General features: G+C 65.6%; 25 protein-coding genes. 11 read left to right on the top strand and 14 right to left on the bottom strand.

The genetic code is table 11. The features are described from left to right. Positions 1–72 precede the first annotated feature (72 nt). Genes F3087_RS39025 through F3087_RS39035 form a run of 3 tightly spaced genes read right to left on the bottom strand, consistent with a single transcriptional unit; the run spans position 73 to position 2,510 of the window. Positions 73–435 (bottom strand): hypothetical protein, encoded by a 363-nt coding sequence (locus F3087_RS39025; protein WP_150407193.1) that lies wholly within the window; start codon positions 433–435, stop codon positions 73–75. 3 nt (positions 436–438) lie between these two features. Next, on the bottom strand, positions 439–2,193 hold the full coding sequence (locus F3087_RS39030; RefSeq protein ID WP_150407194.1) for an alpha/beta hydrolase: 1,755 nt from the start codon (positions 2,191–2,193) through the stop codon (positions 439–441). Then, positions 2,190–2,510 (bottom strand): hypothetical protein, encoded by a 321-nt coding sequence (locus tag F3087_RS39035; protein WP_150407195.1) that lies wholly within the window; start codon positions 2,508–2,510, stop codon positions 2,190–2,192. The genes F3087_RS39030 and F3087_RS39035 overlap by 4 nt, the downstream gene beginning before the upstream one ends. Positions 2,511–2,975: 465 nt before the next feature. Here F3087_RS39035 and F3087_RS39040 point away from each other — a divergent pair, with 465 nt between their 5' ends. Continuing rightward, complete coding sequence (locus tag F3087_RS39040; protein WP_223885688.1) at positions 2,976–3,602, top strand: TetR/AcrR family transcriptional regulator; 627 nt, start codon at positions 2,976–2,978, stop codon at positions 3,600–3,602. Positions 3,603–3,775: 173 nt separating this feature from the next. Next, complete coding sequence (locus tag F3087_RS39045; RefSeq protein ID WP_150407196.1) at positions 3,776–4,837, top strand: amidohydrolase family protein; 1,062 nt, start codon at positions 3,776–3,778, stop codon at positions 4,835–4,837. A gap of 160 nt (positions 4,838–4,997) precedes the next feature. Here F3087_RS39045 and F3087_RS39050 read toward each other — a convergent pair whose 3' ends face one another. Further along, a complete protein-coding gene (locus F3087_RS39050) occupies positions 4,998–6,278 on the bottom strand; it encodes a pentapeptide repeat-containing protein (protein ID WP_150407197.1) in 1,281 nt (426 codons plus the stop codon). Positions 6,279–6,501: 223 nt separating this feature from the next. On the opposite strand from F3087_RS39050, the gene F3087_RS39055 reads away from it, so the two are divergent. Beyond that, positions 6,502–7,140 carry a DUF6461 domain-containing protein gene (locus tag F3087_RS39055; RefSeq protein WP_150407198.1) on the top strand — a complete coding sequence of 213 codons (639 nt, stop codon included), beginning with the start codon at positions 6,502–6,504 and terminating at the stop codon, positions 7,138–7,140. Positions 7,141–7,320: 180 nt separating this feature from the next. Then, on the top strand, positions 7,321–8,178 hold the full coding sequence (locus F3087_RS39060) for a hypothetical protein (protein WP_150407199.1): 858 nt from the start codon (positions 7,321–7,323) through the stop codon (positions 8,176–8,178). Between the two features lie 403 nt (positions 8,179–8,581). On the opposite strand, the gene F3087_RS39065 is transcribed toward F3087_RS39060, so the two are convergent. After that, entirely contained in the window at positions 8,582–9,469 is an 888-nt protein-coding gene (locus tag F3087_RS39065; RefSeq protein WP_150407200.1) for a Vgb family protein, read from the bottom strand. A gap of 309 nt (positions 9,470–9,778) precedes the next feature. Here F3087_RS39065 and F3087_RS39070 point away from each other — a divergent pair, with 309 nt between their 5' ends. Continuing rightward, entirely contained in the window at positions 9,779–10,132 is a 354-nt protein-coding gene (locus F3087_RS39070; protein ID WP_150407201.1) for a peptidase inhibitor family I36 protein, read from the top strand. 189 nt (positions 10,133–10,321) lie between these two features. On the opposite strand, the gene F3087_RS39075 is transcribed toward F3087_RS39070, so the two are convergent. From F3087_RS39075 to F3087_RS39090, 4 genes are all read right to left on the bottom strand, one after another. After that, a complete protein-coding gene (locus F3087_RS39075; RefSeq protein ID WP_150407202.1) occupies positions 10,322–10,759 on the bottom strand; it encodes a hypothetical protein in 438 nt (145 codons plus the stop codon). Positions 10,760–10,898: 139 nt separating this feature from the next. Beyond that, positions 10,899–11,366, bottom strand: a complete 468-nt coding sequence (locus F3087_RS39080) for an NUDIX hydrolase (protein WP_150407203.1) — start codon at positions 11,364–11,366, stop codon at positions 10,899–10,901. A 385-nt stretch (positions 11,367–11,751) separates the two neighbouring features. Continuing rightward, entirely contained in the window at positions 11,752–12,171 is a 420-nt protein-coding gene (locus tag F3087_RS39085; RefSeq protein WP_150407204.1) for a Dabb family protein, read from the bottom strand. Between the two features lie 133 nt (positions 12,172–12,304). Continuing rightward, the gene (locus F3087_RS39090; RefSeq protein WP_150407205.1) at positions 12,305–13,492 is read right to left on the bottom strand and encodes an FAD-dependent monooxygenase; all 1,188 of its coding nucleotides are present in this window, start codon (positions 13,490–13,492) and stop codon (positions 12,305–12,307) included. 129 nt (positions 13,493–13,621) lie between these two features. Between F3087_RS39090 and F3087_RS39095 the strand changes: the two genes are divergently transcribed. Further along, the gene (locus F3087_RS39095; protein ID WP_191094360.1) at positions 13,622–14,404 is read left to right on the top strand and encodes a helix-turn-helix transcriptional regulator; all 783 of its coding nucleotides are present in this window, start codon (positions 13,622–13,624) and stop codon (positions 14,402–14,404) included. A 129-nt stretch (positions 14,405–14,533) separates the two neighbouring features. On the opposite strand, the gene F3087_RS39100 is transcribed toward F3087_RS39095, so the two are convergent. Continuing rightward, positions 14,534–15,241 (bottom strand): MBL fold metallo-hydrolase, encoded by a 708-nt coding sequence (locus tag F3087_RS39100; protein ID WP_150407207.1) that lies wholly within the window; start codon positions 15,239–15,241, stop codon positions 14,534–14,536. An 87-nt stretch (positions 15,242–15,328) separates the two neighbouring features. Here F3087_RS39100 and F3087_RS39105 point away from each other — a divergent pair, with 87 nt between their 5' ends. Further along, positions 15,329–15,751 (top strand): MarR family winged helix-turn-helix transcriptional regulator, encoded by a 423-nt coding sequence (locus F3087_RS39105; RefSeq protein ID WP_223885689.1) that lies wholly within the window; start codon positions 15,329–15,331, stop codon positions 15,749–15,751. Between the two features lie 27 nt (positions 15,752–15,778). Here the strand turns inward: F3087_RS39105 and F3087_RS39110 are convergent, their stop codons facing one another. Beyond that, on the bottom strand, positions 15,779–16,246 hold the full coding sequence (locus tag F3087_RS39110; RefSeq protein WP_150407209.1) for a MarR family winged helix-turn-helix transcriptional regulator: 468 nt from the start codon (positions 16,244–16,246) through the stop codon (positions 15,779–15,781). Between the two features lie 570 nt (positions 16,247–16,816). Between F3087_RS39110 and F3087_RS46925 the strand changes: the two genes are divergently transcribed. Beyond that, entirely contained in the window at positions 16,817–17,131 is a 315-nt protein-coding gene (locus F3087_RS46925) for a DODA-type extradiol aromatic ring-opening family dioxygenase (protein WP_263407272.1), read from the top strand. 233 nt (positions 17,132–17,364) lie between these two features. On the opposite strand, the gene F3087_RS39120 is transcribed toward F3087_RS46925, so the two are convergent. After that, entirely contained in the window at positions 17,365–17,793 is a 429-nt protein-coding gene (locus F3087_RS39120) for a hypothetical protein (protein WP_150407210.1), read from the bottom strand. 233 nt (positions 17,794–18,026) lie between these two features. On the opposite strand from F3087_RS39120, the gene F3087_RS39125 reads away from it, so the two are divergent. From F3087_RS39125 to F3087_RS39135, 3 genes are all read left to right on the top strand, one after another. Then, on the top strand, positions 18,027–19,568 hold the full coding sequence (locus F3087_RS39125; protein ID WP_150407211.1) for an FAD-dependent monooxygenase: 1,542 nt from the start codon (positions 18,027–18,029) through the stop codon (positions 19,566–19,568). Positions 19,569–19,618: 50 nt separating this feature from the next. After that, positions 19,619–20,464 carry a TIGR03621 family F420-dependent LLM class oxidoreductase gene (locus F3087_RS39130; RefSeq protein ID WP_150407212.1) on the top strand — a complete coding sequence of 282 codons (846 nt, stop codon included), beginning with the start codon at positions 19,619–19,621 and terminating at the stop codon, positions 20,462–20,464. Between the two features lie 483 nt (positions 20,465–20,947). After that, positions 20,948–22,444: an alpha/beta hydrolase gene (locus F3087_RS39135; protein WP_150407213.1), complete on the top strand. Its 1,497-nt coding sequence runs from the start codon at positions 20,948–20,950 to the stop codon at positions 22,442–22,444. Between the two features lie 13 nt (positions 22,445–22,457). Here F3087_RS39135 and F3087_RS39140 read toward each other — a convergent pair whose 3' ends face one another. Together F3087_RS39140 and F3087_RS39145 are read right to left on the bottom strand one after the other, a co-directional pair. Continuing rightward, positions 22,458–23,354, bottom strand: a complete 897-nt coding sequence (locus F3087_RS39140) for a transglutaminase-like domain-containing protein (protein WP_150407214.1) — start codon at positions 23,352–23,354, stop codon at positions 22,458–22,460. 355 nt (positions 23,355–23,709) lie between these two features. After that, the gene (locus F3087_RS39145; RefSeq protein ID WP_150407215.1) at positions 23,710–24,768 is read right to left on the bottom strand and encodes an AraC family transcriptional regulator; all 1,059 of its coding nucleotides are present in this window, start codon (positions 24,766–24,768) and stop codon (positions 23,710–23,712) included. Positions 24,769–24,819: the final 51 nt, after the last annotated feature.

Consider the following 24,819-nt stretch of genomic DNA (forward strand, 5'->3'; position numbering starts at 1 on the left):
CGCTTCCCGCGGCGGGTCAGTGCATCGGTCAAGGACAGTTACCCCCGTGGCGTTGATCATCAGCAGGCCTGATCACCAGGCCGTCTCCACTCCCGTCGGCCTCGGGCGACCGGGGTCGTCGAGGGGTTGGGCGCGTTCGACTTCCAGTCGTGCCTCGTTCGCGTGAACGAAGGTGGATATGGCATCGAACCGGGGGTCGGCGTGGATCTCGCGCATGGCCTCGTCGAGGTGGGACTGCAGATCCTGCAACGCCGCCTGGTAGGCGGCCAAGAGGGCCTGCGCACCCGGTATCGATGCCTGCACGAGGCGATTATTGGCGTCGATGACCACCCGGACACCGTCGACCTCACCTACTCCGCGCGCATGTTCCAGCGCGGCCTGGGCGCGTCTCACCTTCAAGCCGAGCGAGTCGAAGTTGTTGTGCTGCATGCTCATCGGTTACCTGGGTGGCGGTGGCGTCGGTACCGGTTGCGTCCGTGCCACCGGTGGCGGCGCGGGCGGGATCTGCGTCGCCCGGTCACCCTGGCCCGCGATGATGTGGCCCATACCCTCCAGCGATCTGCTCCCGGGCTCCCAGTACTTGTTGTGTGCCTCACCGTTCAATCCCAGCTCTGAAGTCGGTCCAGGATCGGAGGGAAAGGGGCGTCCGTGGAAGTCGGGATCGGTGGGATCCATGCCGTAATCATCCAGCTGCCCAGAAGAGACCTTCGGCAGCGCCGGGCCGGGGTCGGTCGGGTTGTACGGATCGTGCACGGCCGGCCCGGAGTCGACGCCGAAGACGGCATCGTCGAGCTTGCCCACGCGGTTGGCCGCGTACAGAGGCGTCGGATCGTGGGCGGCGGCCGTCGCGTACACCCGGTTGCCCACATCCTCGGACCGGACGCCGGTCAGGCTGAGGTCGTTCGCATGCTCGACCGTTGTCCCGGGGCTGGCCACGAACACCACCGCGTCGGCATTGAGGGTCCGGCCGTGACTGGCCGCGTCACCGACCACGGTGGTCCCGTAGCTGTGGCCCACCACAGTGTTGTAGGACGGTGGGCCGACATGTGAAGCGCGCAAGCCATTCTGGAAGCGGTCCAGCGCACCCGCCCCGGCGTCGGCGTATCGCTGGTGCGTGGCATCGAGCAGCTCGGGTGGTGCGTCGTAACCGAGCCACGAGATCACCGCGGGATTCTTCGCACCGGCCGTTCTGGCCTGGTCACGCATCCGGTCCACCCAGTCCATGTACATGCTCTTCGACGGCCGGGAACCGGTGCCGGGCACGAAGGTGGCGACATGGTCGGCGAGGTCGGGGTTCCCGGCGGCGATCGCGGCGTGCGTGGTAGCGCCGGACTTGGTGTCGATCAGCATGAGATAGCGATCGGGCTGCTGCAGTTCCTTGCTGATCCGTTCCAGATCGTCGCGCTTGCCTTGCAGCGCAGGGTCACCCGCCCGGGCGCGGGCGAGTTCGTTCTGCAGTGTCATCCGGTTGTAGTGGTCGCGGTCGATGACCGGGATGCCGTCCCGGTTTCCGATATACGGGTCGTGCTTCCACAACGCGTCCTTCTCGGCTGGGGTCAAGGTTGCCCAGAAGTCGTGCAGCTGTTGCGGATCGTCGGGCAACTGAGCCCGGCCGGCGAGGATGTCCTGCACCTTCGAACCGACGCCGGCGTCGGGGTGTTTCTCGTAGGTGTCCAGCAATTGCAGGGAGTCGGTGATGGCCTTGGCTGCCCTCGTCTCGGCGTCACCGAATTGGGCCAGTAGGTGCTGGATCTTGGATTGGTAGTCGGACGCCTGCGTGTCGAGGTAGTGCTGGACGAGACCGGGTACGGTCGGATGTTCGTTGCCGGGAGGCACTTTCGGTGCGGTGACGTTGCCCGCGTCGTCGACCGACATGCCGTCGTCCTCGGTCGCGTGCACGACGGTGGTCAACAGCACGTCCCGGTATCCCGCCAGTTCGGTGCCGAAGGCGTTGTAGTGATCGGCGAGTCCGACCACGGTCTCGGCGAGATGATTGGCGTCGAGCTGATGCGCCAACGTCCGCGCCGAGGCCGCCGCGGCGCCCGCGCCCTTCCAGTTGCCCAGCTCCTGGTCGACGTCGCGAGCCATCTGCCCGACCCGGTCGGTGAACGAATTGGTCTGCGTCGACAGAACTTCGGCGAGCGACACCATGGTTTCCGGCACGCAGGCCCGTACGTGGCCGATGGTCGTCATGAACCGGCGTACCGTCGCAGCTGATCCGTGTTGGCCTGCTCGAGCTCCGAATACGTGGCGGCGCCCGCGGTCATCCGAACGGCCATCTGGTCGATATTGCGGCCGATCAGCTCGAATGCGTGCCGCACGGCCTCGGGAACCCGGTCGGACGTTGCCCGCACCGGCGAGTCCTCGGCCATGACTACTTTCGCCCCGATCCTGATCTGCCCGATCTCGGCGGCGTGCGTACCGAGCTTGCCGCCGAGCCGGCGTAAAGCGTCCGCATCGACCTGCAGCACGGCGTCACCGCGCTGCTCCTCTGGCGCTGTACTCCCCATGGCAACCCCGCATTGTCGGTTCGGACAATTTCGCCGACGGTAGCATCCTGAGTTCGGCGGCCGCGACCCCCCAAAACCTCCACCCCGAGCCCCGTCTGCCATCCGGATCGCCTGTCCTTCAACGCATCTCACGCATAGCGTGCGTTCGGTCACTGGTCAGTGTGGGCTATTTTGTGTGCGTCGGAGATCTGCCCGGTTCTGGGCGTCGGCGCGTTCGGTCATAGCGGAGCCGGGGACAGCAGGCGTTGGTCGACCCACGCCATGAGCTGTCCTACGCCTTGCTTCGCCGCCGCTCCCCGCCCAAGCTGATGCCGACCATCTGCGACTGCTGAGTGCCTTGGTCACCGCCGCGCGGCAGGCTTGATGGTGTACCGAGGGCATCATGCCGACGTGGCGCGCCCGGTTACCCGCGTCGGACTGCTGCGGATGACGCGATACCTGCCGGTGAGTAGTAAGAATGGGGACGTGTCGGAAGAAGTCCAGGTCGGTGCCCCTCGTGCGCGCAATCGATGGGGGGAGGGCGAGCGGCTGCGTGGGGAGATCCTCGCTGCGGCCAGCCGGTTGCTGTCCGAGCTCGACGGGGAGGACGGGCTGACCATTCGTGGCGTCGCCCGCGCCGCCGGTATCGCGCCGTCGAGCATCTACCAGCATTTCACCGACCGCGGCGCGCTCGTCGTGGGCCTGGCCGAGTACGAGTTCGCCCGGCTGCGCACCGCGATGGAGGTGGCCGAGGGCCGCGTGGAGTCCGGCGACGTGGTGGGCCGGGTGCGGGCGATGATCCACGCCTCCTGCCGGTTCGCGGTGGATAACCCGGGGCACTACCGGCTGATGACGGCAGACGGGCCGCCCCTGACCGCGTCCGGCGCCCGGCCTGCCGGACCGCTGATCGACGTGGTCGACCTGCTCGTGGCCGGCTTCGCGCGCTGCGCCGCAGCAGGTGTCGCGCTCCGGGTGCCCGCGGAACGCGCCGCGGTGATCGCGTTCGTCGGCGCGCACGGCCGCGTCGCCCTCTTCCCGAACTCCACCGGGTACACCGATGCGGACTCGGTGCTGTCGTTCGTCGACGAGTTCGTCTCGCTCGTCTTCGCCTGAACATGGGCTCTACCGGGGGTGGACAAGTCTCGCCAAGATTCCTAACATTTGTTCGGTAACTATCTGAACGAGTGTTCGGTGAGTGTGGAGGAGGTCTGCGATGTCGGAGATCCAGTCCAGCGCACCGCAGGGGCCGACGGTCCGAGGCCGTTGCCCATTCGACCCTCTACGGAGTGCACGAACTGCCGTGGCCAGGGGAATCCGAAGAGAAGCAGAGCCGACGAATGATCATCGACGTACACACCCATTACTTGCCCACTTCGTATCTGCCGATGTTGAAGACATTGACCGCGATATCGTCGACCGGGCCCGCGGCAAGCTCGACACCAGACGCGCGTCGCATGTTGGCGGCAATGTCCGATGAACCAGGGATGATCGACCAACGTATCGACATGATGGATGATGCCGGAGTCGGACGGCAGATTCTCTCTCCCGGCAGTATGGCGCCTTACGCGACAGAATCTCGGTTGGCAGTCGAGGCGGCGCAGATGCTCAACGACAGTTACTGCGAGCTGACCCGCTCACATCCCAACCGATTCTCCGCTCTCGTTTCGCTACCCTTGCCGCATATCGATGCGTCACTCGAGGAAATGCGGCGCGGGCTGGACGAGCTGGGCATGGTCGGCGTGGCATTGAGCTGTTCGGTGTTCGATCGATCTACAGCCGAATCGGAATTCGAGCCGCTTTACGCGGAGATGAACGCACGTGGAACCACTCTCGTCTTCCATCCGAGCCAAAACGGCATCTGTTCGCCATTCATCAACGACTACGGTTTCACGACAGCGGCCGGGGCGTCCCTGGAGGACACCGCTATCGTCCTCCATCTGATCAAACGAAACATCCCGGCCCGCTTTCCGAATATCAAAATCATCATTCCGCACCTGGGCGGCCTGATCCCGATGCAACTGGCAAGACTCGACGGCCAAGCACGCACGCCGGACCTGCTCAGCCCGCCGAGCGCGACCGCTCGTGGCCTCTACTACGACACCGTCGGTTGGGGTTCACAAGCCGCCCTGCGATGCGCCTGCGAAGCCTTCGGCGCCGACCACCTCGTCCCGGGAAGCGACTTTCCCGCCCTGCTGGCGGTCGAGTCCTACCAGCGGACGTTCGAGTACATCAAGGAATCCCGACTGCCCGACCCGGAAATCGAGCAAATCCTCTACCGCAACGCACCGGCGTTATTCGACCTCGACAAGACGCCACCCCAGACCGTTCCCCAGCACCCTCGAAGCTGACCATCCCGGTAACTGTGCGGCATAAGCGGTGCCTTCCGCGAGCCGCATCGGCCACATCAACGGCTGGCCTCGAACGCGCCGAGCAGCTACCCAACGCCCACGCGGGTCTATTCGAGTAGGCCGGACTTGTTGAGCACCAATCGTTTACGATCTCCAGCAGTTATGTCGCAAGGATTGGTGGCCAATCCCGCGGTTCGACGTTGGCAGGCTTGCGGGTCGGGTCTTGGTCCCAGTCGAATACCGGTGCCGGCGGGCCCCACTGCTGCGGATTCGCGAACGAGATCGGCTTGGTCCCGAAGTCGACGCTGACGAATCCGGCGGTGCCGGAGAACCTCGCGCCGTTGAACCAGGCGGGGCCAGAGAATGTCGCGCTCCCGAACCGGGTGCTGTCGTAGAACGTCGTGCGCTCGAACCAGATACCGGAGGAGAATGTCGTACGCTCGAACCCGGCGGTACCGGAGAAGGTTGCATCCTCGAACTGGGCAATGTCAGAGAATGTCGCGCTCCCGAACTCGGTGGTGCCGGAGAAACTCGCAAGCTCGAATCGGGCGGTTCCGTTGAACCTCGCGCCTCCGAACCAGGCGGTGCCCGAGAAACTCGCGCCGTTGAACCAGGCGCCGCCGGAGAATCTCGTGCGCTCGAACCAGGCGTCGCCGAGGAACCTCGCATCCGTCAACCGGGTGGTGCCGGAGAACCTCGCGCCTCCGAATCGGGTGGTGCCGGAGAACGTCGTGCTATCGAACAAGCAGGCGCCGGCGAACGTCGCATTGCTGAAGTCGGGGCTTTCGAGATATGCGGTGCGGAAGTCGAAATCGTTTGCCGACCAACTGTATTCGGCCTCGGGGCGCAGATGCTGGGTGATGACGCGGACGACAGTCATGCGGACCTCGCGGTCGTTTTGCCGGTATTCGATGTGTTCTTCGGTCTCCGGCCGTAGCTGCCCGTGCTCGACGCGGGGTGCTTTGACCACGAGTTTGGTGCGTCCGCTTGCTCCGTGTCCGGCGTCGTAGGGCAGGCGCAGATACCCGCACAGCACATCGATGCACTGCTGGCGGCGTAGCCCGCGCGACTCGTCGGCGACACCGGCCATCGCATACACCCCCGCGATGCGGACCGCGACATCAGCCGCGCCGAGCTGCGCGGCCGCGGCACCGAAACGCTCCACGAAACGCCCGTGCTCGATATCGCGCTGACGGCGATAGGCCACCACGAGGGCGACGACACCGCCAGCACCCGCCACGACGGTCAGCGATAGCTTGGTGACATCGATCGGCGCGGCCAAAGCAGTTGTGCTGGTGTCGATGAACCGATGCAGAACCCACTGCGCGGTCACCGCGAGCACGAACCCGAGCATCAACGCGAGCACGATCGACCAGAACAACCCGGCGGCGGAGACCCGCCGCGCGATTACCGCACCACCCCGACGCATGATGCCCCTCATCGCCCGATTGTCGCCCAAAGATCAACCAGCAGCAGCCACTTCGCCCAAGCCCACGATGCCGGGCCTGTCGTAGCTATGAGCGTGCACGGCCTGCGGTCAGCCATAACCGTAGACAGGTGGCGGGTCGCCCGAGATGTGGTCGCGCTCTGCGGGAGATGCGCCGGCCGGTGACGCGGGCGATGATGAACCCGACACGAACCTGGTTCCGATAGGCGAGGACAGTATGGCTACACCCGGATTTCTGCCGAATTCCCTTGACTCCGAAGGTGTTCCGCTGTGGATCAGCGGGCTGGCGAGCGACGATCCCAGTCACTGCGTGCACGTGGTCCGTGGGCTCGAACCCGCCGCCGCACTCGAAGCACTAGGAGCCAAGGCGCGCCTGTTCCGGCCGTGCACACTTCCGGCAGACAAGCCGGACGAGTGGACTTCCCTGCCGGCGGCGGCACTGGGCACCGAGCGTGGCGATACCGCGACGCTGCTGGCGGGGCGGGTCGGGGAATGGACCTTCATCTATGACGATTTCGGTGTCACCGAAGACGCGGCGGTGCTATCGGCCGACGGTCGCGTAGCCGCGACCAGCTACTTCTCCATCAATGCCGACGCGAGCCTGACCTACTACGCCGACGGAAACGAAATCGCCTGGATCAACGTCGACGACCTCGAACTCGACGCCGACCTGGCCGAACTACCCGACGAACTGCGCGCGGCGTTCGAAGCGGCCGGCACCGTCGACCACGATTACCTCGACCCGGGCGAGGCCGATTTCGCCATCGGTCTCCGCGCGATCAGCGCACTCGCAGGCATCCACTACACCCTCGACGAACTACGTCAAATCCCATTGCTGGTAACACCTTTCGGCTGAATCGGGCGCTCGAGTACTCCGGCGGTCGCCGAGAGCGATTCTGCGTTCCATCCGTATTGCCAGATGGAACGAATATCCGGTCGTACGGCGAGCCCAGCCTGGGCTCACCGACCGATCGAGAGGCAGGAAATGCATCGGTTCATCGGTACTCGATGGGGCGCGGGGGCACTGGCGGTGAGTGTGCTGGGGCTGGCCGGATCCTTAACGGTTCTCACCCCGCTCCCGGCTCCCGCGGCCGCGGCAGAGGTGGAGAAGCACTGTTCATCGACGCGGGAGATCAATCGCGACGACGATGTCAAAGCCAACATCGCTGTGTGTGTCGAAACCGACGGCAACCGGCTCACCGTCTCATTGCATGGTGACTGCTTCTATAAAGGCATCGGCTGGAGCAGCTACGACTCCTGCGATGTCAGTGGGAGCTGGAGACTGACCCGCGGGGGCGCAGAAGTGGTCGCCGGCGATTACGCCGCGGTGCGCTATCCCGGTCCCGGTGATTACGAGATCAGCGCCACGGTCTCGGCCAATGGGACGACGATCCACTCCAACGGTTCGTATTCCAACGGTTGGGTCCAGGGCACCATCTCGGTACCGGTGAGCTTCACCAGCGCACCGAGCGGTCCGCGGCTGGGCGCCTCGATCCAACCCGCCTCCGACGGCAAGACCGTTACGCTGACGCTCACCAACTCCGGCCCCGACCAGGCAGGTTCGGTCACCCTGGTGACCGCCGAGCGGGGATTCGGTGACTTCAACGCTGTGCTCGCACTCGAAGCGCTCAAGCAGTACCACGAGGCGCGCAACGAAAAAGACCCCGATCAAGACTGGATCGATTACGCCAAGGCTCAGGCCGACGGCTACGAGATCAACCAGGTCGCGCAAACCCAGGATCCACGCTGCGTCAGCAACAAGCGAATGTCGGAATGCCAGCTGGGCCCCCTGGCCGGTGGCGCGTCCACCACGGTCGCATTCACCGCCGAATACGCCAACGATCTGAAATGGAGGATCAGCTCACCCGACCAGGTCGGCGATACCAGAAACTAACTACCGCCGTCACCATTCAGGACCTCCGCGATCCAGAGCGCAGGGGCAAGATCCCCGGCTGCGCGACCACCAAGTTCCGGGTTCGCCGGGCCGAGCCCCGCGACCGAACTCCAACAGCGGAGCGGGACGAAATCGCAACAGCCACAACGTGATTGCGTGATGCCCCGGGGCTCAGCTCGGGGCATCACTGCGTTAGCGCCGCCGAACAGCCGGTCTCGCACGCATATCCGAGAGACTCTTGTGCCCAGGTACGCGGGGGATTGCCCGGTGCACCACCCCGAACCAAACGGACAGCATCGACAGCGACAGCCGAACACACGCAAATCGGTGCGGGCTCAGGCGGTCAACGGAGTTGGATGGCCGACCAAGGCGCGCCCAGTGGCATTGCGGGCTACTGGCGGCTTTACAAGGCGATCCGGGCCACTGCTCCGTTTTCCAATGCCGCCCACACCGCGCCGTCGGGGCCGGCCGTGATGCCGTGGGGTTCGGATGCCGGTGTGGGCAGGTCATATTCGGTGATGGTGCCGTCGGGGCTGATCCGCCCGAGGCGGTTTGCTCCCCATTCGGTGAACCAGCAGTCGCCGGAGGTGAGCGCGGTGATGGCGTGTGGTTTCGCCGTCGGGTCCGGCAGGAAAAACATCCGCATCGTGCCATCGCGATCGACGCTGCCGATTCGACCTGCGGCGATGTCGACGAACCATACCGCGTCCGGGGCGCTGGTGATACCTACCGGTGCGCCTTGGTCGGGAAGCGGGTAGAGGGTGGTGTTGCCGTCGATGTCGAGGCGTCCGATGGCGTTGGCCTGGTTGAGGGCGAACCACAGCGCGTCGTCCGGGCCACGAGTGATCATGGCGGGGAACGCACCCTGCACGGGTAGCTCGAAGCGGGTGATCTGCCCGTCGGGAGTGATGCGCCCGACCCTGGCGGTGTTCATCTCGGTGAACCACATGGCCCCGTCCGGGCCGGAACAGATCCCGAAAGGGCCACTGCCCGATGGCAATTCGAATGCGGTCACACGACCGTCCATGGTGATACGCCCGATGTGGTCGTCGCCGGATCGGGTGAACCACAGTGCATCGTCCACACCCGCGGAGATGATGGTCGGCCGGCACTCGGCGGGCCCTGCCGAGTACCGTTCCAGTGCGCCATCCACGGTCAGGCGAGCGATTTCACCGCTATGAGCCAGTGTGAGCCAGAGTGCACCGTCGGTACCGGTGGTGATTCCGTACGGACCGGCCGCGGCATCGACCACGGTGAACTCCTGAACGACGCGACCTTCGGAATCGCCCATCCTCTAGCACCCTTCCATACCGAATCCGTTTACGCACAGTCTTGTTCGGATAGTCCACTGCTGCGGGACCACCGACATCGTCGCCACTGTGCCCGCCATAGCCATCACGTCGCAACTGCTTATCTATACCGTTTGGTGCTCGCCGCGGAGCTGCGCTGAACGCGGTTGGCAGATTGCCTGGCATTGTCGGCGGCGAACTGTTGCTGGCGCGTATGGGATTTTCGATACGCCGGCGATATCTGCGGATTTGTACCGTCGACTCACTGAATCTTCTGTGTCACAGGGGATCTCGAGTAGTAGGAGAAGGCGATGAAACTGCGTGAACTCGGCGTGACGGCGCTGCTGGTCCTCGGTATATCCGGCCTGGCTGTCCCCGCCCACGCCGCTACCGGATGGGACCGCTGCCCGAATGGGCATTTCTGCCTCTTCAGCGCCGCCAACGGGGGCGGGCGAATCGCGTCGTTCCGCCTCGGCTCCACCGATCTGCGCTTGCAGAACATCGACGGCCAAGCCTATTCGAAGTGGAACCGCACCGGCAGATACTGGGACGGGTTCACCGAATACAACTATCGCGGCGGCATCATCTTTCGCAGCGGCCCCGGTCAACAGCTCAATATTCCGGCCGATGTCGCCGTTCAGGTGCACTCGGTGAAGGCGGTCTGACCCGAATCGGCGAGTCGGCAGCGTGGCGTGGCCGACGTAGCCGGACGACCGCCCCGCTCAGCGAAAGCCGCTGGGCGGGGCGGTGGAAGCTGTCAAGACTGCGGGGATCTCTGGGAGGAGCCGGTCGGCGACCCGGTCAAGACGCAGGTGACGATCGAATCTGCCGGATAGTCGCCGCTCGACTGGACGCTAGGCTGGGGTCAGCCCCTGGCGGAACCACTCCGGCATCTCTTGGTCGGATCGCGGAAACCACCTGTTCTCGGTGCCGAAGTGCTCAGCTGTCGGCGGTGTCGAGAAGACCGGCGGCTTATCTCGGTTGTATTGAATAGTGAAGCGGCCGGGCGGATTCAGGATGTATTCGAACTCGATCCATGATCCGAGTCCCTCGACATACATCCCTTTCCGCAGTTGCTGAAACTTCCGCCAGACATCAGGCGGGAAGGACCAGGCTTGTATCGTGCCGTCGGGCATTCGCACTCCGGTATCGGATTCGGCATGCGGTCCGATCATCCTGGCGCGCACTACAAGCCGAGTCCAACCGATCGGCAGGGTGGGGAGCACCTCGCTGGTGATCTCGGTGAGCTTGTCGTGCTGTTCGCTCGGGTCGAGCGTCGGCCAGTTCGGCATCTGGTCAATCCTCCTGCGGAATGGGCCGTTGAGCGAACGGCTCGCACATCGGCACACGGATGTTAGCGACCGCGCTGTGTGTAGGCCACGACGTCCTGGGATGCCGCGATTCTCGCTGGTCGGTCGGAAGCCGCGCGGTTCAGTGCTGGATCAACCCGCCGACCGGCGTGCATGGGACATGTCCGGTTAGCGGAAGCGTCTGTGCCAGAGCCAGACCCGTATCGACAAGCGACGACCGGCGCAGATACGCGACCTGGGCAGTCGGAGTCCAGGTCGGCTCGACGGTAGCCCCATTCAATTCGGCTCTGAGCGTTCCGCTGACGACGCGGACACGGTAGAAGATTCCAACGTTCTGATGCTCGGAACCCGCATGGGCGACGGCTGCGGGGATCACTCTCGAATCCACACCTAGTAGATGTTCGATGACGCCGTGGTAGCCAGTCTCCTCGAGAAGCTCCCGGGTTACTGCATCGAAAGGATCTTCGCCGTGCTCGACCCCGCCACCCGGAAGCGTCCAAGTGGTTTCGCCGTTCCCGGCGACATGACGAGCGAGCAACACTCGGTCCTCGTCAAGGCAGACGGCGTAGGCCGCCAATCTGAAACTCACCCGGCACAGCCTAATCCGGGGACCGGATCACTTTGCGGGCAAGAACTTCCTGCCTGCGAAACACGCCTCGGCGTTGTCGTGCGCCCGGAAGTGGCCGGGCGGAACGTCCTCGAATCGGCACCACCGGATGCACTGTGCCGCAACGATTCTGGTCTCACTGGCGGGCCGCGACACTCAGTGGGCACAGCGGCATGTGCGCGCGTTGAGTAGCCTTGCCGACCAGCAGATCGGCCGACCAACGCGCCATGCGACAGTAGTGGATGTTCCTGTGCCGCAACGGTTTCGCCAGCGCGCCTGCCGCACCGGTCGGTTCGTGGCGTGGCGGGCGCGAGTGTCAGGTGGGCCGGTTCGCCGCCGGACAATGATGCGGGCCGGGTACGCGGCTCTAGTTCTTGCCGTGCCGGCCCGGGGCCGCGCTGCCGTGGTATTCGCCGAGATCGGCTACCAGCTGGGTGACTTCGGGGTAATTGTCGTAGCGGCGCTGGTGTAGGGCGGCGATTTTCGCGCCGAGTTCGGGGTCGGGGTCGTCGGCGATGTCGAAGGACACGAACTTGTCGACCAGGGGGAGGCCGATGTGGTCGGTGTGCAGGTGGGCCGGGTGGACGAGGTATTCCCAGTAGCCGTCGAGGTCATCGAGGACGTAGACGGCGCCGTAGTCGTATTCGCCGCCGTGGTCGGGTCCGACGGTGAAGTGCCGTACCGACGGGATCTGGCGGCCCTGGTTGCGCAGGCTTTCCAGTGCTTCTTCGAGTCGTTCGGCGGGGACACCGGGCTTGATGGTGAAGCGAGTGCCGTGGTAGATCATCGTTTTCAACCTTCTGAGTGATATTCCGGGCGAGGAATGGGGCTGCGAACCTCGTGCCGAGGTCGGCGTATCTAGCTGGTGTGTGATCGTTCAATCACTGTGTGAGTGACTGTACACTCACTCAAGTCCGCTGTCACCCGATCGAGCCGTCGCGCCATGGAGTCACCAGGGCCGCCTCGGCGATGGGCTCGGGGTCGTAGGTATCGAGTTCCAGGCTGTCGTAGATGGCTACGATCCGTTCGCCCTGCTGGTCGGCGGGAACATCGGTCGAGCGGTACAGCGAGCCGGCCGCACGGGCGCCCTCGCGGACGCGGCGGCTGCGGTCGATGCGTAGGTTCTCGTAGCGGCGCAGTCGGGCGGGGACATCGGCGGGGCGGGCATCGTGCAGGAGTACGGCCAGGGTGATGGCGTCCTCGACCGCCTGGTTGGCGCCCTGGCCCAGGTGCGGGGTCACCGCGTGGGCCGCGTCGCCCAGCAGGGTGATGCGGCCGGTCGACCAGGTCGGCAGGGGAGCGCGGTCGTAAATGCCCCAGCGGAAGGTGTTCTCCATGGTTGCGATGACGTCGCGAACCGGCGTGTCCCAGGTGTCGAAGGCGGCCGCCAGCGCGCTGACCTCGCCGGGAGCGCTCCACGACTCCTCGACATCCAGGTCCGTGGGGACGAACGCGACGAGGTTCAGCAGCGCGCCGTCGGAGACCGGATACACCAGGAAACTCTGTTTCGGCCCGACCCACATCGCCATGACGTCGAGGTCGGTGATTCCGGCCAGGCGGTCGGTGGGTATGAGGCCGCGATAGGCCATGATTCCCTCGCTGACCGGCGCGGATTTCGGGCCCACCAGCGGCTGGACGACCGAGTGGATGCCGTCGGCGCCGACCAGCACGTCCGCTCGCGCGTACGAGCCGTCGGCGAAGTCGATCCGCACACCCTCGGCGTCCTCGACCGCGCCCACGCACTGGCGCCCCAGGCGCACCGTGCCGGGCGGCAGTGCGGAGACGAGCAGGTTCTGGAATTCCGCCCGGTGCAGCGGGAAAGTGCGCTCGACCGGATAGGGCGGTCGGTAGCCGGGGATCGGCTCGCCGCGCCAGTTCTGCATCGTCACGTTCGAGAGCTTCCCGGCGATCGCGGCCACGGAGTCCAGCAGGCCCAGCCTCTCGTAGACGCGCGCGCCGTTCGCGCCGATGGCCACGCCCGCGCCCAATTCCCGCAGCTCGCTTGCTTTTTCGTAGATCGTCACGTCCACGCCGTGCCGGTGGAGCGCGATACCCGCAGTCAGCCCGCCGATTCCGGCCCCGACGATCGCGACCTTTACCTCACCCATGGTGCCCCTTCTCCCGATCTCGCACGTGCGCAGTATTTCTGGCGCCGATTCCAGACTCGCCCGGCGCCCGGTGCGCTAGCCAGGGTGTATGTCACCCAGGCTGTGAGCGGCGCGGCCTACCATGGCCAGGTGGCCGCGAACAGGTTGGGCGAATTCCTCCGCGCTCGTCGTGAAGCGGCCCCCTCGCAGAACGGGTCCGCGCACCAGCGGCGGCGGACGCCGGGGCTGCGCCGGGAGGAGGTGGCGGCGCGGGCGGCGGTCAGCACCGATTACTACACCCGGCTGGAACAGGGGCGGGAACGTCATCCGTCGCCCCAGGTGCTCGACGCTCTCGCCGTAGCGCTCGAATTGTCGAGTGCCGAGGCAGGTTACCTGCGCGGTCTGGTCGCCCCGCGGGGGACGCCGCGGACCTTGGCCGACACTGAGCCCAACGAGTTCCTGCGGCTGGTCGCGCGGTCGTGGGAATTGGGTCCCGCCTATGTGGTCAATCATCGCGGCGACATTCTGGTGAGCAATCGGCACGCGGAGCAGATCCTCGAGTACTTCGAGATCTCGGACAACATGCTGCACATGCTGTTCCTGGACCCGCTGGCGCGGCGGATGTGGGGCGATTGGGAGGCCTTCGCGCGATTCCTGGTGGGCGGTATTCGCCGGAACATCGGTCCGGACCTCGACAGCTATCCGGATACCGCCGCGATGATCGCGGAGATGTCCGAGCGGAGCGAGGAATTCAGCCGGCTGTGGAACAGTCACGAGATCGATGTACGCGAACACAAGCAGAAACTGTTCCGGCACAGTGACTTCGGCGATATCCGGCTCGACTTCGAACTGCTGACCGCGATCGACAGTCCGGGGCAGCTGCTGGTCCTGCATCGGACGAGTCCTGAAGGGCTGGACGCCGAGGAGATCTGACCGGTGAATCATCGTCTACCAGCACAGCATTGCTCGATGATCGGCTGGGAAGTATTGTCTACCAACAAATCTGGAGAATCATCCGACGCGGGATGGGCGCGAGGGGCCGCCGGTATAGCGGTTCGGCGGTCAGGATCGCTCAGTGGGCAGTAACTCTGTGGGTGAGGCGGGGGTGAGACCGACTGTCGTTGCATTGCAGGCGATTTCGGCGGATACGCCGGCGGGTATCCAACGGTATGGGGTGCCGATGCCGGGGCCGTTGCCGCCCAGGAGCCCGGCGACCATCGCGGTGCCTACGTCGTTGAGCGCGCCGTCATGGACGGCGAGCGCCTGACGTGGGGCCACTTCCCGCACATAGTCGATCAGCTGTCCGGTGGTGGACCAGGGCCCGTGCACGGGCAGTAGCAGAGTGTCGACGGTGACGTCCGGAACGGTGAGGGCGTCGCCGGGATGGAACAGGGCGTCCTCGATCAAGAACCCGATGTTGCCGACCCGCGGGAGGTCGGGGTGGATGACCGCATGCCAGGTGCCGTACACCTTCACCTCGAAGCCGGCCGCGGTGAAGATCTCGCCCGCACCGACGGCGGTGACGCGCGCGCCCAGGCCATCCAGTTTCCGGGCGACGGAGGTGTTGGTCCAGATCCGCAGGGCCGGATTCTGTTCTGCGGCTTTACGAAGCGCCTCCTCGGAGAAGTGGTCGAAATGTTCGTGGGTGACCAGAACCGCCTCGGCGCCCGCCAACGCCTGCGGGTCGGTGAGACCGCCTGGGTCGATAACCAGACGCCGGCCGTCGATCTCCACACGGACGCAAGCATGACCGAACTTGGTGAGCTGCATCAGACCCCTCAGACTCTCTGAATAATACAACTAAACTGTACAACTAAACTGTACAACTAGGCTCCATCATTCGGATAGGGTCGAGTGGTGAACGACGCACTGGCCGAAGAGTTGCGGCACACGATCGGCGATCTGGTGCGCGCCGCGCGGGTCGCGGACACCATGCCGGCTGGGGAGGCCGCCATCCTCGGTTACCTCGACCGAGATGGCCCGCACACCACCGCCGAACTGGCGCACCGGCGCAACGTGACGCACCAATCGGCCGCCAAGACCGTCAAGGAACTCGTCGGCGCCGGCTTGGTGCGCACCGAAGCTCATCCCGACGACGGCCGCAAGCACCTGCTGTACATCACCGATACGGGCCGTGTCCGCCTGCGGCGCGAACGTACCCAGCGCGCCACATCACTCGACAGCGCCATCAGCACCACGCTCACCCCGGACGAGCGGCAGCAACTATGGGACTGCGTGCGGTTGCTGGCCCGCATCACCGCTCATATGAACCGACAATGACCGTTTCGAGGTATGTGGGTAGCTGATCTATTCGAGTTCACCGCGCACGGTGGCGGCGATGCGGGTGAGTGCGGGTCCGAGGTTGCGGCGCTGAGTGGCGGTCAGTGGATCGAACACGAGCCGTTTCACCTGTGCGACGTGTTCGGGTGCGCTCTCGGCGAGCTTGCGCCGGCCACCGTCGGTGAGGGTGGCGAAGGTGTATCGGCCGTCGGTGGGGTCGGGTCGGCGGGTGACCCAGTCGCGGGCTTCGAAGCGGTCCATCGCTTTCGACAGGCGGGGCTGGGTGCTGTCGCAGACCCGGGCGAGGTCGCTCAGGCGCATCGTGTCGTCGTCGGCCATCGCGAGCTGAGCGAGTACCCCGTACTCGAAGTTGGAGATGCCCGCGTCGCGTTGCAGCTGGCGGTCGAGGGCAGCGGGGAGGGCGATCACGACCGTGAGCAGTGCCTGCCACAGCTCCTGTTGGTCCTCATCGAGCCAGGGTGAGGGGGTATTCATGCGCCCATCGTACTTTCCTGGGCAACATCCACTTGCCTGGGCAAGTAAAAGTGCGCTACGTTTTCACTTGCCCAGGCAAGTAATATTCGTTTCCGGGGCAAGCCAAAGAGCTGATTTCGATGCCAACGACCCGCCGGTCCTCGACGAACGGCCGAACCTCGCCCAAGCTGGCCGCGGCCTACGCGAACCTCCTCGCCCGCGTCCTGCCGCAGGCTCGCGAACAACGCCGGTGGAGTCCAGCCGACGGGGCACTGCCGAGCCTGTTCGTCGGTCACGGCGCCCCGTTCACCCTCGATGATCCGCAGTGGCTCGGCGATCTCTTCGCCTGGGCGCAGTCGATGCCCAAACCCCTTGCTATCGTTGTCATTTCGGCCCACTGGAAACAAGCATCGGCCGTGATCACCGCAGCCGCAGCAGGCACCCCGCTCTACTACGACTTCAGCGGCTTCGACCCGCATTACAAGACCTTCCCTACGCCACCTCCGACGCCACCGACCTCGCCCGCCGGCTCACGGGCCTGCTCGGTCCCACCCCCGCGCGCTGCTCGCGCTCGGAGCGCGGCTGCGGCCGTTGCGTGCAGAAGGCATTCTCGTGCTCGGCTCCGGCTTCATGACGCACAGCTTCGCCGTCTTCCGCCGGCCTGAACTCGCCGCCGAGACAACAGCTTTCGATGAATGGGCGGTCGACGCCCTGACCCGCGGCGACGTCGACGCACTCACCGACTACCGCAAGCGGGCGCCCGGCGCCGCGGTTGCCCATCCGAGCGCCGAGCACTTCGTCCCGTTGCTGCTCACCGTCGGCGCCGCCGAAGACCCCGCCGGCGCGGTGAGCGCTATCGACCGCCTGGTCCTGGGCAACTCCATCCGCTCGGTCCAATTGGCCTGAGCCGGTTCGACTTTCATCTTCCCGATCGATCGCCGCACCCCGTGGCGACGACATCGAAACACTTTGGAGGACAGTCTCATGAAGGCAATCCGTTTCCATGAGTTCGGCACCGGCGAGGTCCTGCGGTACGAGGACATCGACCGTCCGATCCGCACCCGGCGGCGATCCAGTTCGTGTCCGTCTCAGGCCTTTCCGGACGGCCGCGCACACTTTCACATCCGCGCATCGGCTCGCTAGTACGGCAGGGCGAAGCAGACCGATCCGACTTTCACACCGGTGGTCACGGTCACCGTGATACTGCCGGAGGATGGGTACGGCGGTCGGCCGGTGAAGGTGTCCGCGCGGATGACGTGAGTGCCGGTGGCGGTGAAGGTCCAGACGAAATCGAGATCCGCCTTGCCGCCGTGCGGTTCGCTGGTCTGGCCGATGTAGGTACCGTTGTCGTAGAAGTTCGCCCACTCGCCGGAGGTGTTCGAATACGGGTCGAGATGGGCGGTGATGGTGACCGGGCAGCCGGTACCGATTCCACCGATCGTGTTGCCCGCGTTCACGGTGACGATGGTGGGCGCTGCACCCGCGCTCGGAGCGAACGCGACCACGGCGGCCGTGACCGCCGCCGCGGCGATCGCGGTACTTGCGTGACGAGCGAATGCTGACCTCATGTGAACATCCCCCTAGCACTGTGATGGACAGCGGCACAACGTATTCCGCTGCTTGCCGATTATCGCAGAAGCCGGAGTCGACGTTTCCCCACTTGGCGGCACGCGCAGGCGGCTGTGCCGGGAGGTGGACCGGTTGAACCTAATTAGGATGCACTTGCGCATCTTAGCAATGGGCCATACCCTCGACTTCATAAGATGCGAATCTGCATCTTAATCTGCCGGTAGGGGAAGTCATGAACGATCACGCCACGATCCAGACCGAAGTTCTCATCATCGGCGCCGGTCCGGTCGGTCTCACGCTGGCCTGCGATCTCGCCCGCCGCGGGGTGGCCTGCCGCATCATCGAGCGGGACGTGACCGCCGGTCGCGCCTCCAAGGCCAAGGGAATTCACTCGCGGACCCTGGAGGTGCTCGACGATCTCGGCGCCGTCGACTACGTCGTGCGGCACGGCGTCGCGAATTTGCCGATGCGCCTTCACGATCCGTCCGGCGCCGTCGCCGATCTGGCGCGGGTCACAGTTCCGGCCTGGGCGGGCTTGCACACCCCCTACCCCGACATGCTCTGGATCGGGCAGTTCGATGTGGAACACGCGCTGCGCGAGCGGTTCCACGAACTCGGCGGTGCGGTGGAATACGCCACGGAAGCCGTTGGCCTGGTGCAGGATTCGGATCGAGTCACAGTGACCGTGCGGGCCGCGGCGGGTGAGCGCGCAATCACGGCACGCTATGTCGTCGGCACCGACGGCGGCAAGAGCACGACTCGTCACCTGATCGGTCTCCCGCTGGAGGGCGAGACCCGCGAAGCGGAACGCTGGTACCTCGGCGATGTGACCGTCGACGGCCTGCCGCGCGACCGCGCCCACGTCTGGACCTCCAGCGCCGGAAAGCTGAACCTCACGCCGCTGCCCAACAGTGATATCTGGCAGTTCCAGAACCGGATCCCGAATGATGTGGAACCCGATAGGCCGTCCCTCGAGCTCTATCAGCGGCTGCTCGACGACCGGAACGCCGGGATCACCTTGACGAGCGCGACCTGGCTGTCGGTCTACCGGGTGAATGTGCGGATGGTGCCGGAGTATCGGCGCGATCGGGTGCTGCTGGCCGGCGATGCCGCGCACGTGCATTCGCCCGGCGGCGGGCAGGGCATGAACACCGGCATTCAGGACGCCTACAACCTCGGTTGGAAACTGGGCGCGGTCATCGCGGGCGCGCCCGCCGAACTGCTGGACACCTATGGCGCCGAACGCATTCCCGTGACCCGCAAGGTCCTGGAACTGAGCACCGAGAAGCTGGACCGTGTGACCGCCGCCGCGAACGGCGGTATCGGTGACGTGGCGGCCGCGTCGGCCGAACTCACCGATCCCGTGCTGACGACCGGCCTGGGCATCCGCTACGGCGATGGGGACGCCGCGCGCCTCGCGGACCACCCGATCGCCGGTGACCGCGCCCCGAATGTCACCGGCCTGCGCGGCCCTCGCGGCGCTGTCGACCTGTTCGACCTCACCCGTGGTCCACAGTGGACCCTGCTGGCCTTCGACATCGACGGCAGCGCAACGGCTCTCCCCGAGGCCATCGAATCGGCCGATCTGCGCGCGTACCGGATCACCACCACCCCCGGCGACGGAATGTTCGACGGTGACGGCGAATTCGAGCGCGTCTACACCCCCGAGCCGGGCGAACTGATTCTCATCCGCCCGGACGGCTACCTCGCCGCGCGCGGCACCGGGGCGGAAGACGGCGCGCGGGCATTACTGCTGAAGTCACCGTTGGGCTGACAACAGCAGCCGACACGACCCGTAGATCACCTGTATCGCAAAGGATTGCAATGAGTACCAAGGATATTCGGTTCGGCGTCAACCTGAACTCGACCGGGGGCCGTGCGGCGTGGCAGACCACCGCGCGGCATGCCGAGGAGCTGGGGTACGACGTTCTGCTGGCGCCCGACCATCTCGGCAGGCTCACACCGCTCCCGGCGCTGGTCTCCGTCGCGGCGGTCACCAGCCGCGCGAAGTTGGGCACGTTCGTACTCAATACCGGCTTCTACCGGCCCGCGCTGCTGGCCCGAGATGTCGCCGGATTGCACGAACTCACCGACGGGCGTTTCGAACTCGGTCTCGGCGCGGGGTATGTCGCCGAGGAGTTCGAGGCTGCCGGGCTGCCGTTCCCGAGCGCCCGCCAGCGGGTCGAGCAGCTGGAGCAAACGGTGAGCGAGGTCGGCAAGGCGCTGAGCGAGGCCGGGCACCGGGTGCCGGTGATGATCGCCGGTCAGGGCGACCGGCTGCTCAGCGTGGCGGCGCGACATGCCGACATCATCAACCTCTCCCTCAGCACAAGCGCCACCCCCGAAAAACCCGACCCGCTCGCCGGGCGGATCGAGCTCATCCGCCGCGTCGCCGGCGACCGTATCGCCGATATCGAACTGTCCCTTGTCCTGCCGATGGTCCATATCGGCGGGGTCGACGACATCGATCTTTCCCTGCTCCGACGAATCCACCCCGGCCTGTCCGACGCGGAAATCCTGTGCCTGCCCGGCGTCGTCCACGGCACCGCCGCCGATATCGCCGACACGCTGCGCCACTACCGCGACACCTATGGCATCACCTACTTCGTCACCATGGGCATCGGCGAAAATCTGACCTCACTCGGCCGCGTCATCAGCGAATTCCGCTGATAGACAACGTAACTCGATGGACCGTTCCGCATCGACTCCGCCCAGCGCGGTATGCGAGGGCCACGATCATCCAGCGGTCGTCCCGCCACACGGTGACGAAAAGCTGCATGGAGAAGCGCGTCGACGGCGGCTCCCCTTCGTCCGGTGGTGGGCCGCACCTGTGCCCGGGGCGAGCGCGACCACGGTGGCCGTGACCGCCGCCGCGACGATCGCGGTACTTGCGTGACGAGCGAATGCTGACTTCATTGCGACTATCCCCCTAGCGCTGTGGGCAGCAGCACAACGTATTCCGCTGCTCTGCCGATTGACGCAGAGGCCGGAGTCGGTGTTTCCCCACTTGGCTCCCCGCGCAACCGGTTGTACCGGGTTTGGATATCGGGGATCGGCCGCACGACAGCCGGCCGTGCAACCGTTCATTTTTCCGGGGTTGGCGGCGAATCGTCAGGGTGCGCGCGATAATCGGACAGGTAGGAGGGGACTTCGATGAGATTCATTGGCGCGCACAACATGCGGCTGCTGGTGGTGCTCGGTTGCGGCGCACTGGTTGCCGCGTGCACCGCCGCGCCGGGGGCGGAACCGGGCCTCGACAAGTACTACAGCCAGCGGGTCGAGTGGGGGTCGTGCGCCGGGTTCGCGGGCATCGAAGATACCGGCAACAAGGTGCAGTGCGGGCGGGTGCAGGTGCCGATCGACTACGACAAGCCCGAGGGCAATACCGCGCAGATCGCTGTTTCACGAATGTCCGCGCGGGAGAAACGGATCGGGGCGGTGGTCGTAATCCCAGGCGGTCCGGGCCAGCCTGGGCTCGGCGTGCCCGCGGCCTTCGGGAAATCGGGGCTCGGTGCGAAATTCGATGTCGTCAGTTTCGACCCGCGCGGGCTCGGCGCATCCACCCCGCTGGTGCGCTGCGTCTCGCAGGAACGGCTCGAGGCGATTCAGCTGCGGGCGATGACGGATATGTCGCCAACCGGAATCGAGCGGTCCGAGCAGGACAATCGCGACTATGTCGCCGAATGCGTCGCGAAGACGGGTGCCGAACTGCTCGGACATCTCGGCACCCGCGAGGCAGTCCGGGATCTCGATATCATCAGGGCCGCGCTCGGTGCGAAGCAGCTCAATGCGCTGGGCGTCTCCTACGGTTCGCGAGTGGGCTCGAGTTATGCCGAACGTTTCCCCGCCAGGGTGCGCGCCCTGGTGCTCGACGCCTCACTCGATCCGGCGGCCCGGATGTCCGACCCAGTCAAAACCAATGCCTCGCTGCAATCGGCGTTCCAGACATATGCCGACAGCTGTGTCCAGAAGGGCCTCTGTCCGTTGGGAACCGACAGCGCCGCGGCGACCGACCGGCTACGTAGACTGATCAACCCGCTACTGGATCGGCCCGCGCCGACCCTCGACTCGCGGGGACTGAACTATCTCAACGGACTATCCGCAGTGGTCTACTCGCTCTACATCCCCGAACTGTGGCCACAAGTCACCACGGGGCTGCGCGAGCTGGCCGGCGGCAACGGCGATACCCTGCTCGAACTCTCGGACGAGTTCCGCGGCGTGGTCGACCGCTCGGCAATGCAGGCAACTCTGTGCCTCGACGAACCGCGTACGACGGATCGAGCAAAGGCCGCCGAAGAGATCAAGCTCGGCATCGACGCGGCGCCGTTCGCCGATACCGGCCGCTTCCAAGGTCAAGCGCCACTGGATGTTTGCGCGTTCTGGCCGGAGCAACCGACCAGCCGGCCGCACCAGATATCCGGGATCGAAGCTCTGCCAAAGGTTCTCGTCGTCGCCACCACTGGCGATCCGGTAGCGCCCTACCAGGGCGGAGTGAATCTGGCTCGCGCCCTGAACGCTTCGCTCATCACAAACGACGGTCCCGGGCACAGCGGATTCCTGCGCGGAGTCGACTGCGTGGACAAGCTTGTCCTCGCCTACTTCGAGCAGCTGACCGCGCCCGGCGACATCACCTGCCGCAAGGGCTCATAGTCTCGGTTTCGGCTCAGCGCCAGGCGATCGTGCGGTCGGGGCCGCCGAGCGGATCGCCGCTGACCACCGTTTCGGGTACTCGCAGGGTCGGTTCGCTCTCGTAGAGCTTGCGCGCCTCGGCGCCGTTCCCCGCCCCGTGGGTCACGGCTGCGGTGTGATCGAGCAGAGCCAGTTCGGCGTCGGTGAAGGGCCGGTTCTGACCCCAACCCCATGTGTCCCAAAGGATCATCTCGGTGCGGTTGAGCGTTGCCAGGTCGTGGACGAGGTCGTAGGCGATCTGCGGCCAGCCCTTTGTCTCCGGGATATCGAGCCCGGGATCGACGACGAACATGACCGGGTCGGCGGTACCCGCACGGCACTGCTGCCAGGCAGAGCCGGCCAGAACAAACTGATTCGTTGTCAGGTCGAGCGGGTCGATGGAGATGCCGTCCGGGCCGGTGTAGTTGTCGGCGAGTTCGGCGTCCACCCTGCGCCACCGCTGTTCCGGTTCGTCCCAGACCTCGGCGATCTCGTGGTCGATGCCGTAATCGGAGACGAAGTAGGTGGCGAATCCCACGCGCGCGCGGGCCGGAATGCCCTTGGCGCGCAGCAACGACACGAACAGCAGGGTGACGTCGCGGCAGCAGCCGACCAGGCGCTCGGTGAGTGGGCGTGGCGTGGTCAGCGGACCGTCGGCCAATTCTTCGAGCCTGCTCAGCATCGCCTCGACGTAACGAGTGTCGATCTCGCGCAGGCGCTCGACCGGAACGCCGTTCTCGACCGGGTTCTCGGCCCGGTAGTGGACGACCAGACCGGACACAACCCGCCGCAGCGCTGCGAGGTCATCGGGAAGGTCGGCCACCAAGTGGCTCATGCGGCCCGGCTCGGTCATGCGGCTCTGGAGTGTGTAGTACGAAAGATCGTCGTCCATAAAGTGGATGCTAGGTCCGCGGAGAGGTAAGCGGGTTCGATACTCGACAAATACCGTGCGTTGAGAAGCGCTGTCGGCCAATCATTTTGGACGGATGGCCAATGCCCGGCAATATGGTGCGTCGGGCGCGGTCGAGTTGACCGAAGCCGATGTTCTGACGGCTGCACTGGAAAGTGGAAGTCTGTGCGGAGCGGTCGCAATGGTTGACGTCAAGACGCCTCCTGGCATCCTCGCACCTGAGGCGACACCGATGTTGGAAACATCCAGGCGTACAGCAGCTTTCGCATCGTATCGCCGGGCGGGGCCGGGCCGCTGCCGGAATGGCGGATCAGCTACCGCACCGCGATGACCTCCACTAGTCCCGGGTGATGGGCTGAATGCGCAGGCCGGGCCGGGGACCGTGTTGGGCGCGTGCGGAATTGCGGATCTGCTGCGGGGTGGTCCCGAACCAGCGTCGGACCAGACGCGTCAGCGCCGATTGTTCACGCAACCCGACGAGCGCCGATATCCGGCTCATCGGCAGGTCGGTATCGCACAGCATCCGGTGCACTGTGTCGCGGCGGGCTCCGTCGAGTAGTTCGCTGAACGTGGTTCCCTCGTCGGCGAGCGCGCGCTGCAAGGCGCGTTCGTGCATGCTCAGCATGCGCGCCACGGACTCGATATCGGGCTTGGCGGTGGTGATGTTCTGCAGGATCGCCACGCGCACCCGTGCGCTCAACGTCCAATCCAGTTCGGAGAAGTTGCGCGTCAAATAGTCGACCGACATTGTGCGCAGGATCGGGCTGCCGCCGGTGATCGGCCGGTCGGGGAGGTCGTCCGGTATCCGAAAGGCGGTCCGTCCGGTCTCGAACACCACTGGGGCGCCGAAGTATTCGCGGTAGCGTGCGGCGGGGGCCAGTGGCTTGTGCGGCAGGTGCAGCGAGCGCAGGCCGTAGTCGTCGCCCAGTATCGTGCGCAAGCACTTGTGGATCGTGCCCGCGGAGAGATCGGTGCCCTGGACGAAGCCGGTCGAGTCGGCGGTGTCCCGGTATTCGAGCGCGATCGTGCCTGCCTCGTTTTCCGGGTCGCCGGTGAGCCGGATGGTGATGCCGCTGTTGTGCGTGAACAGGAAACGCGACGCGTAGGCCAGCGCATCACCGGCGGTCGCGGCGTTGGTCACCACGATCGCCAGCGCACCGAGCACCTCCGGTTTCTGCCGGGAAGACAGGCGCAGCCCGAAGTCCGGGCAGTCCAGTTCGGTTGCGGCCGCTTCGAGCGCCCATCCGATCACCTCCGCGGGAACGATCGCGTCGTCGTTGTCGAGTGCGGCGGGACTGATCTCGAAGCGTTCGAGCAAGGCGCGGCCGTCACCACCCAATTCGTCGACCAGCGCCGGGTAGCCCCGCAGACTGGCTGCTCGTGCCGTGGTCACCATTGGATCACCCCTCCCGCGAATAGAGACCGTATCCCACAATCTGCCACAAGA

The sequence above is a fragment of the Nocardia colli genome (genome assembly GCF_008704205.1).
GTDB lineage: Bacteria > Actinomycetota > Actinomycetes > Mycobacteriales > Mycobacteriaceae > Nocardia > Nocardia colli.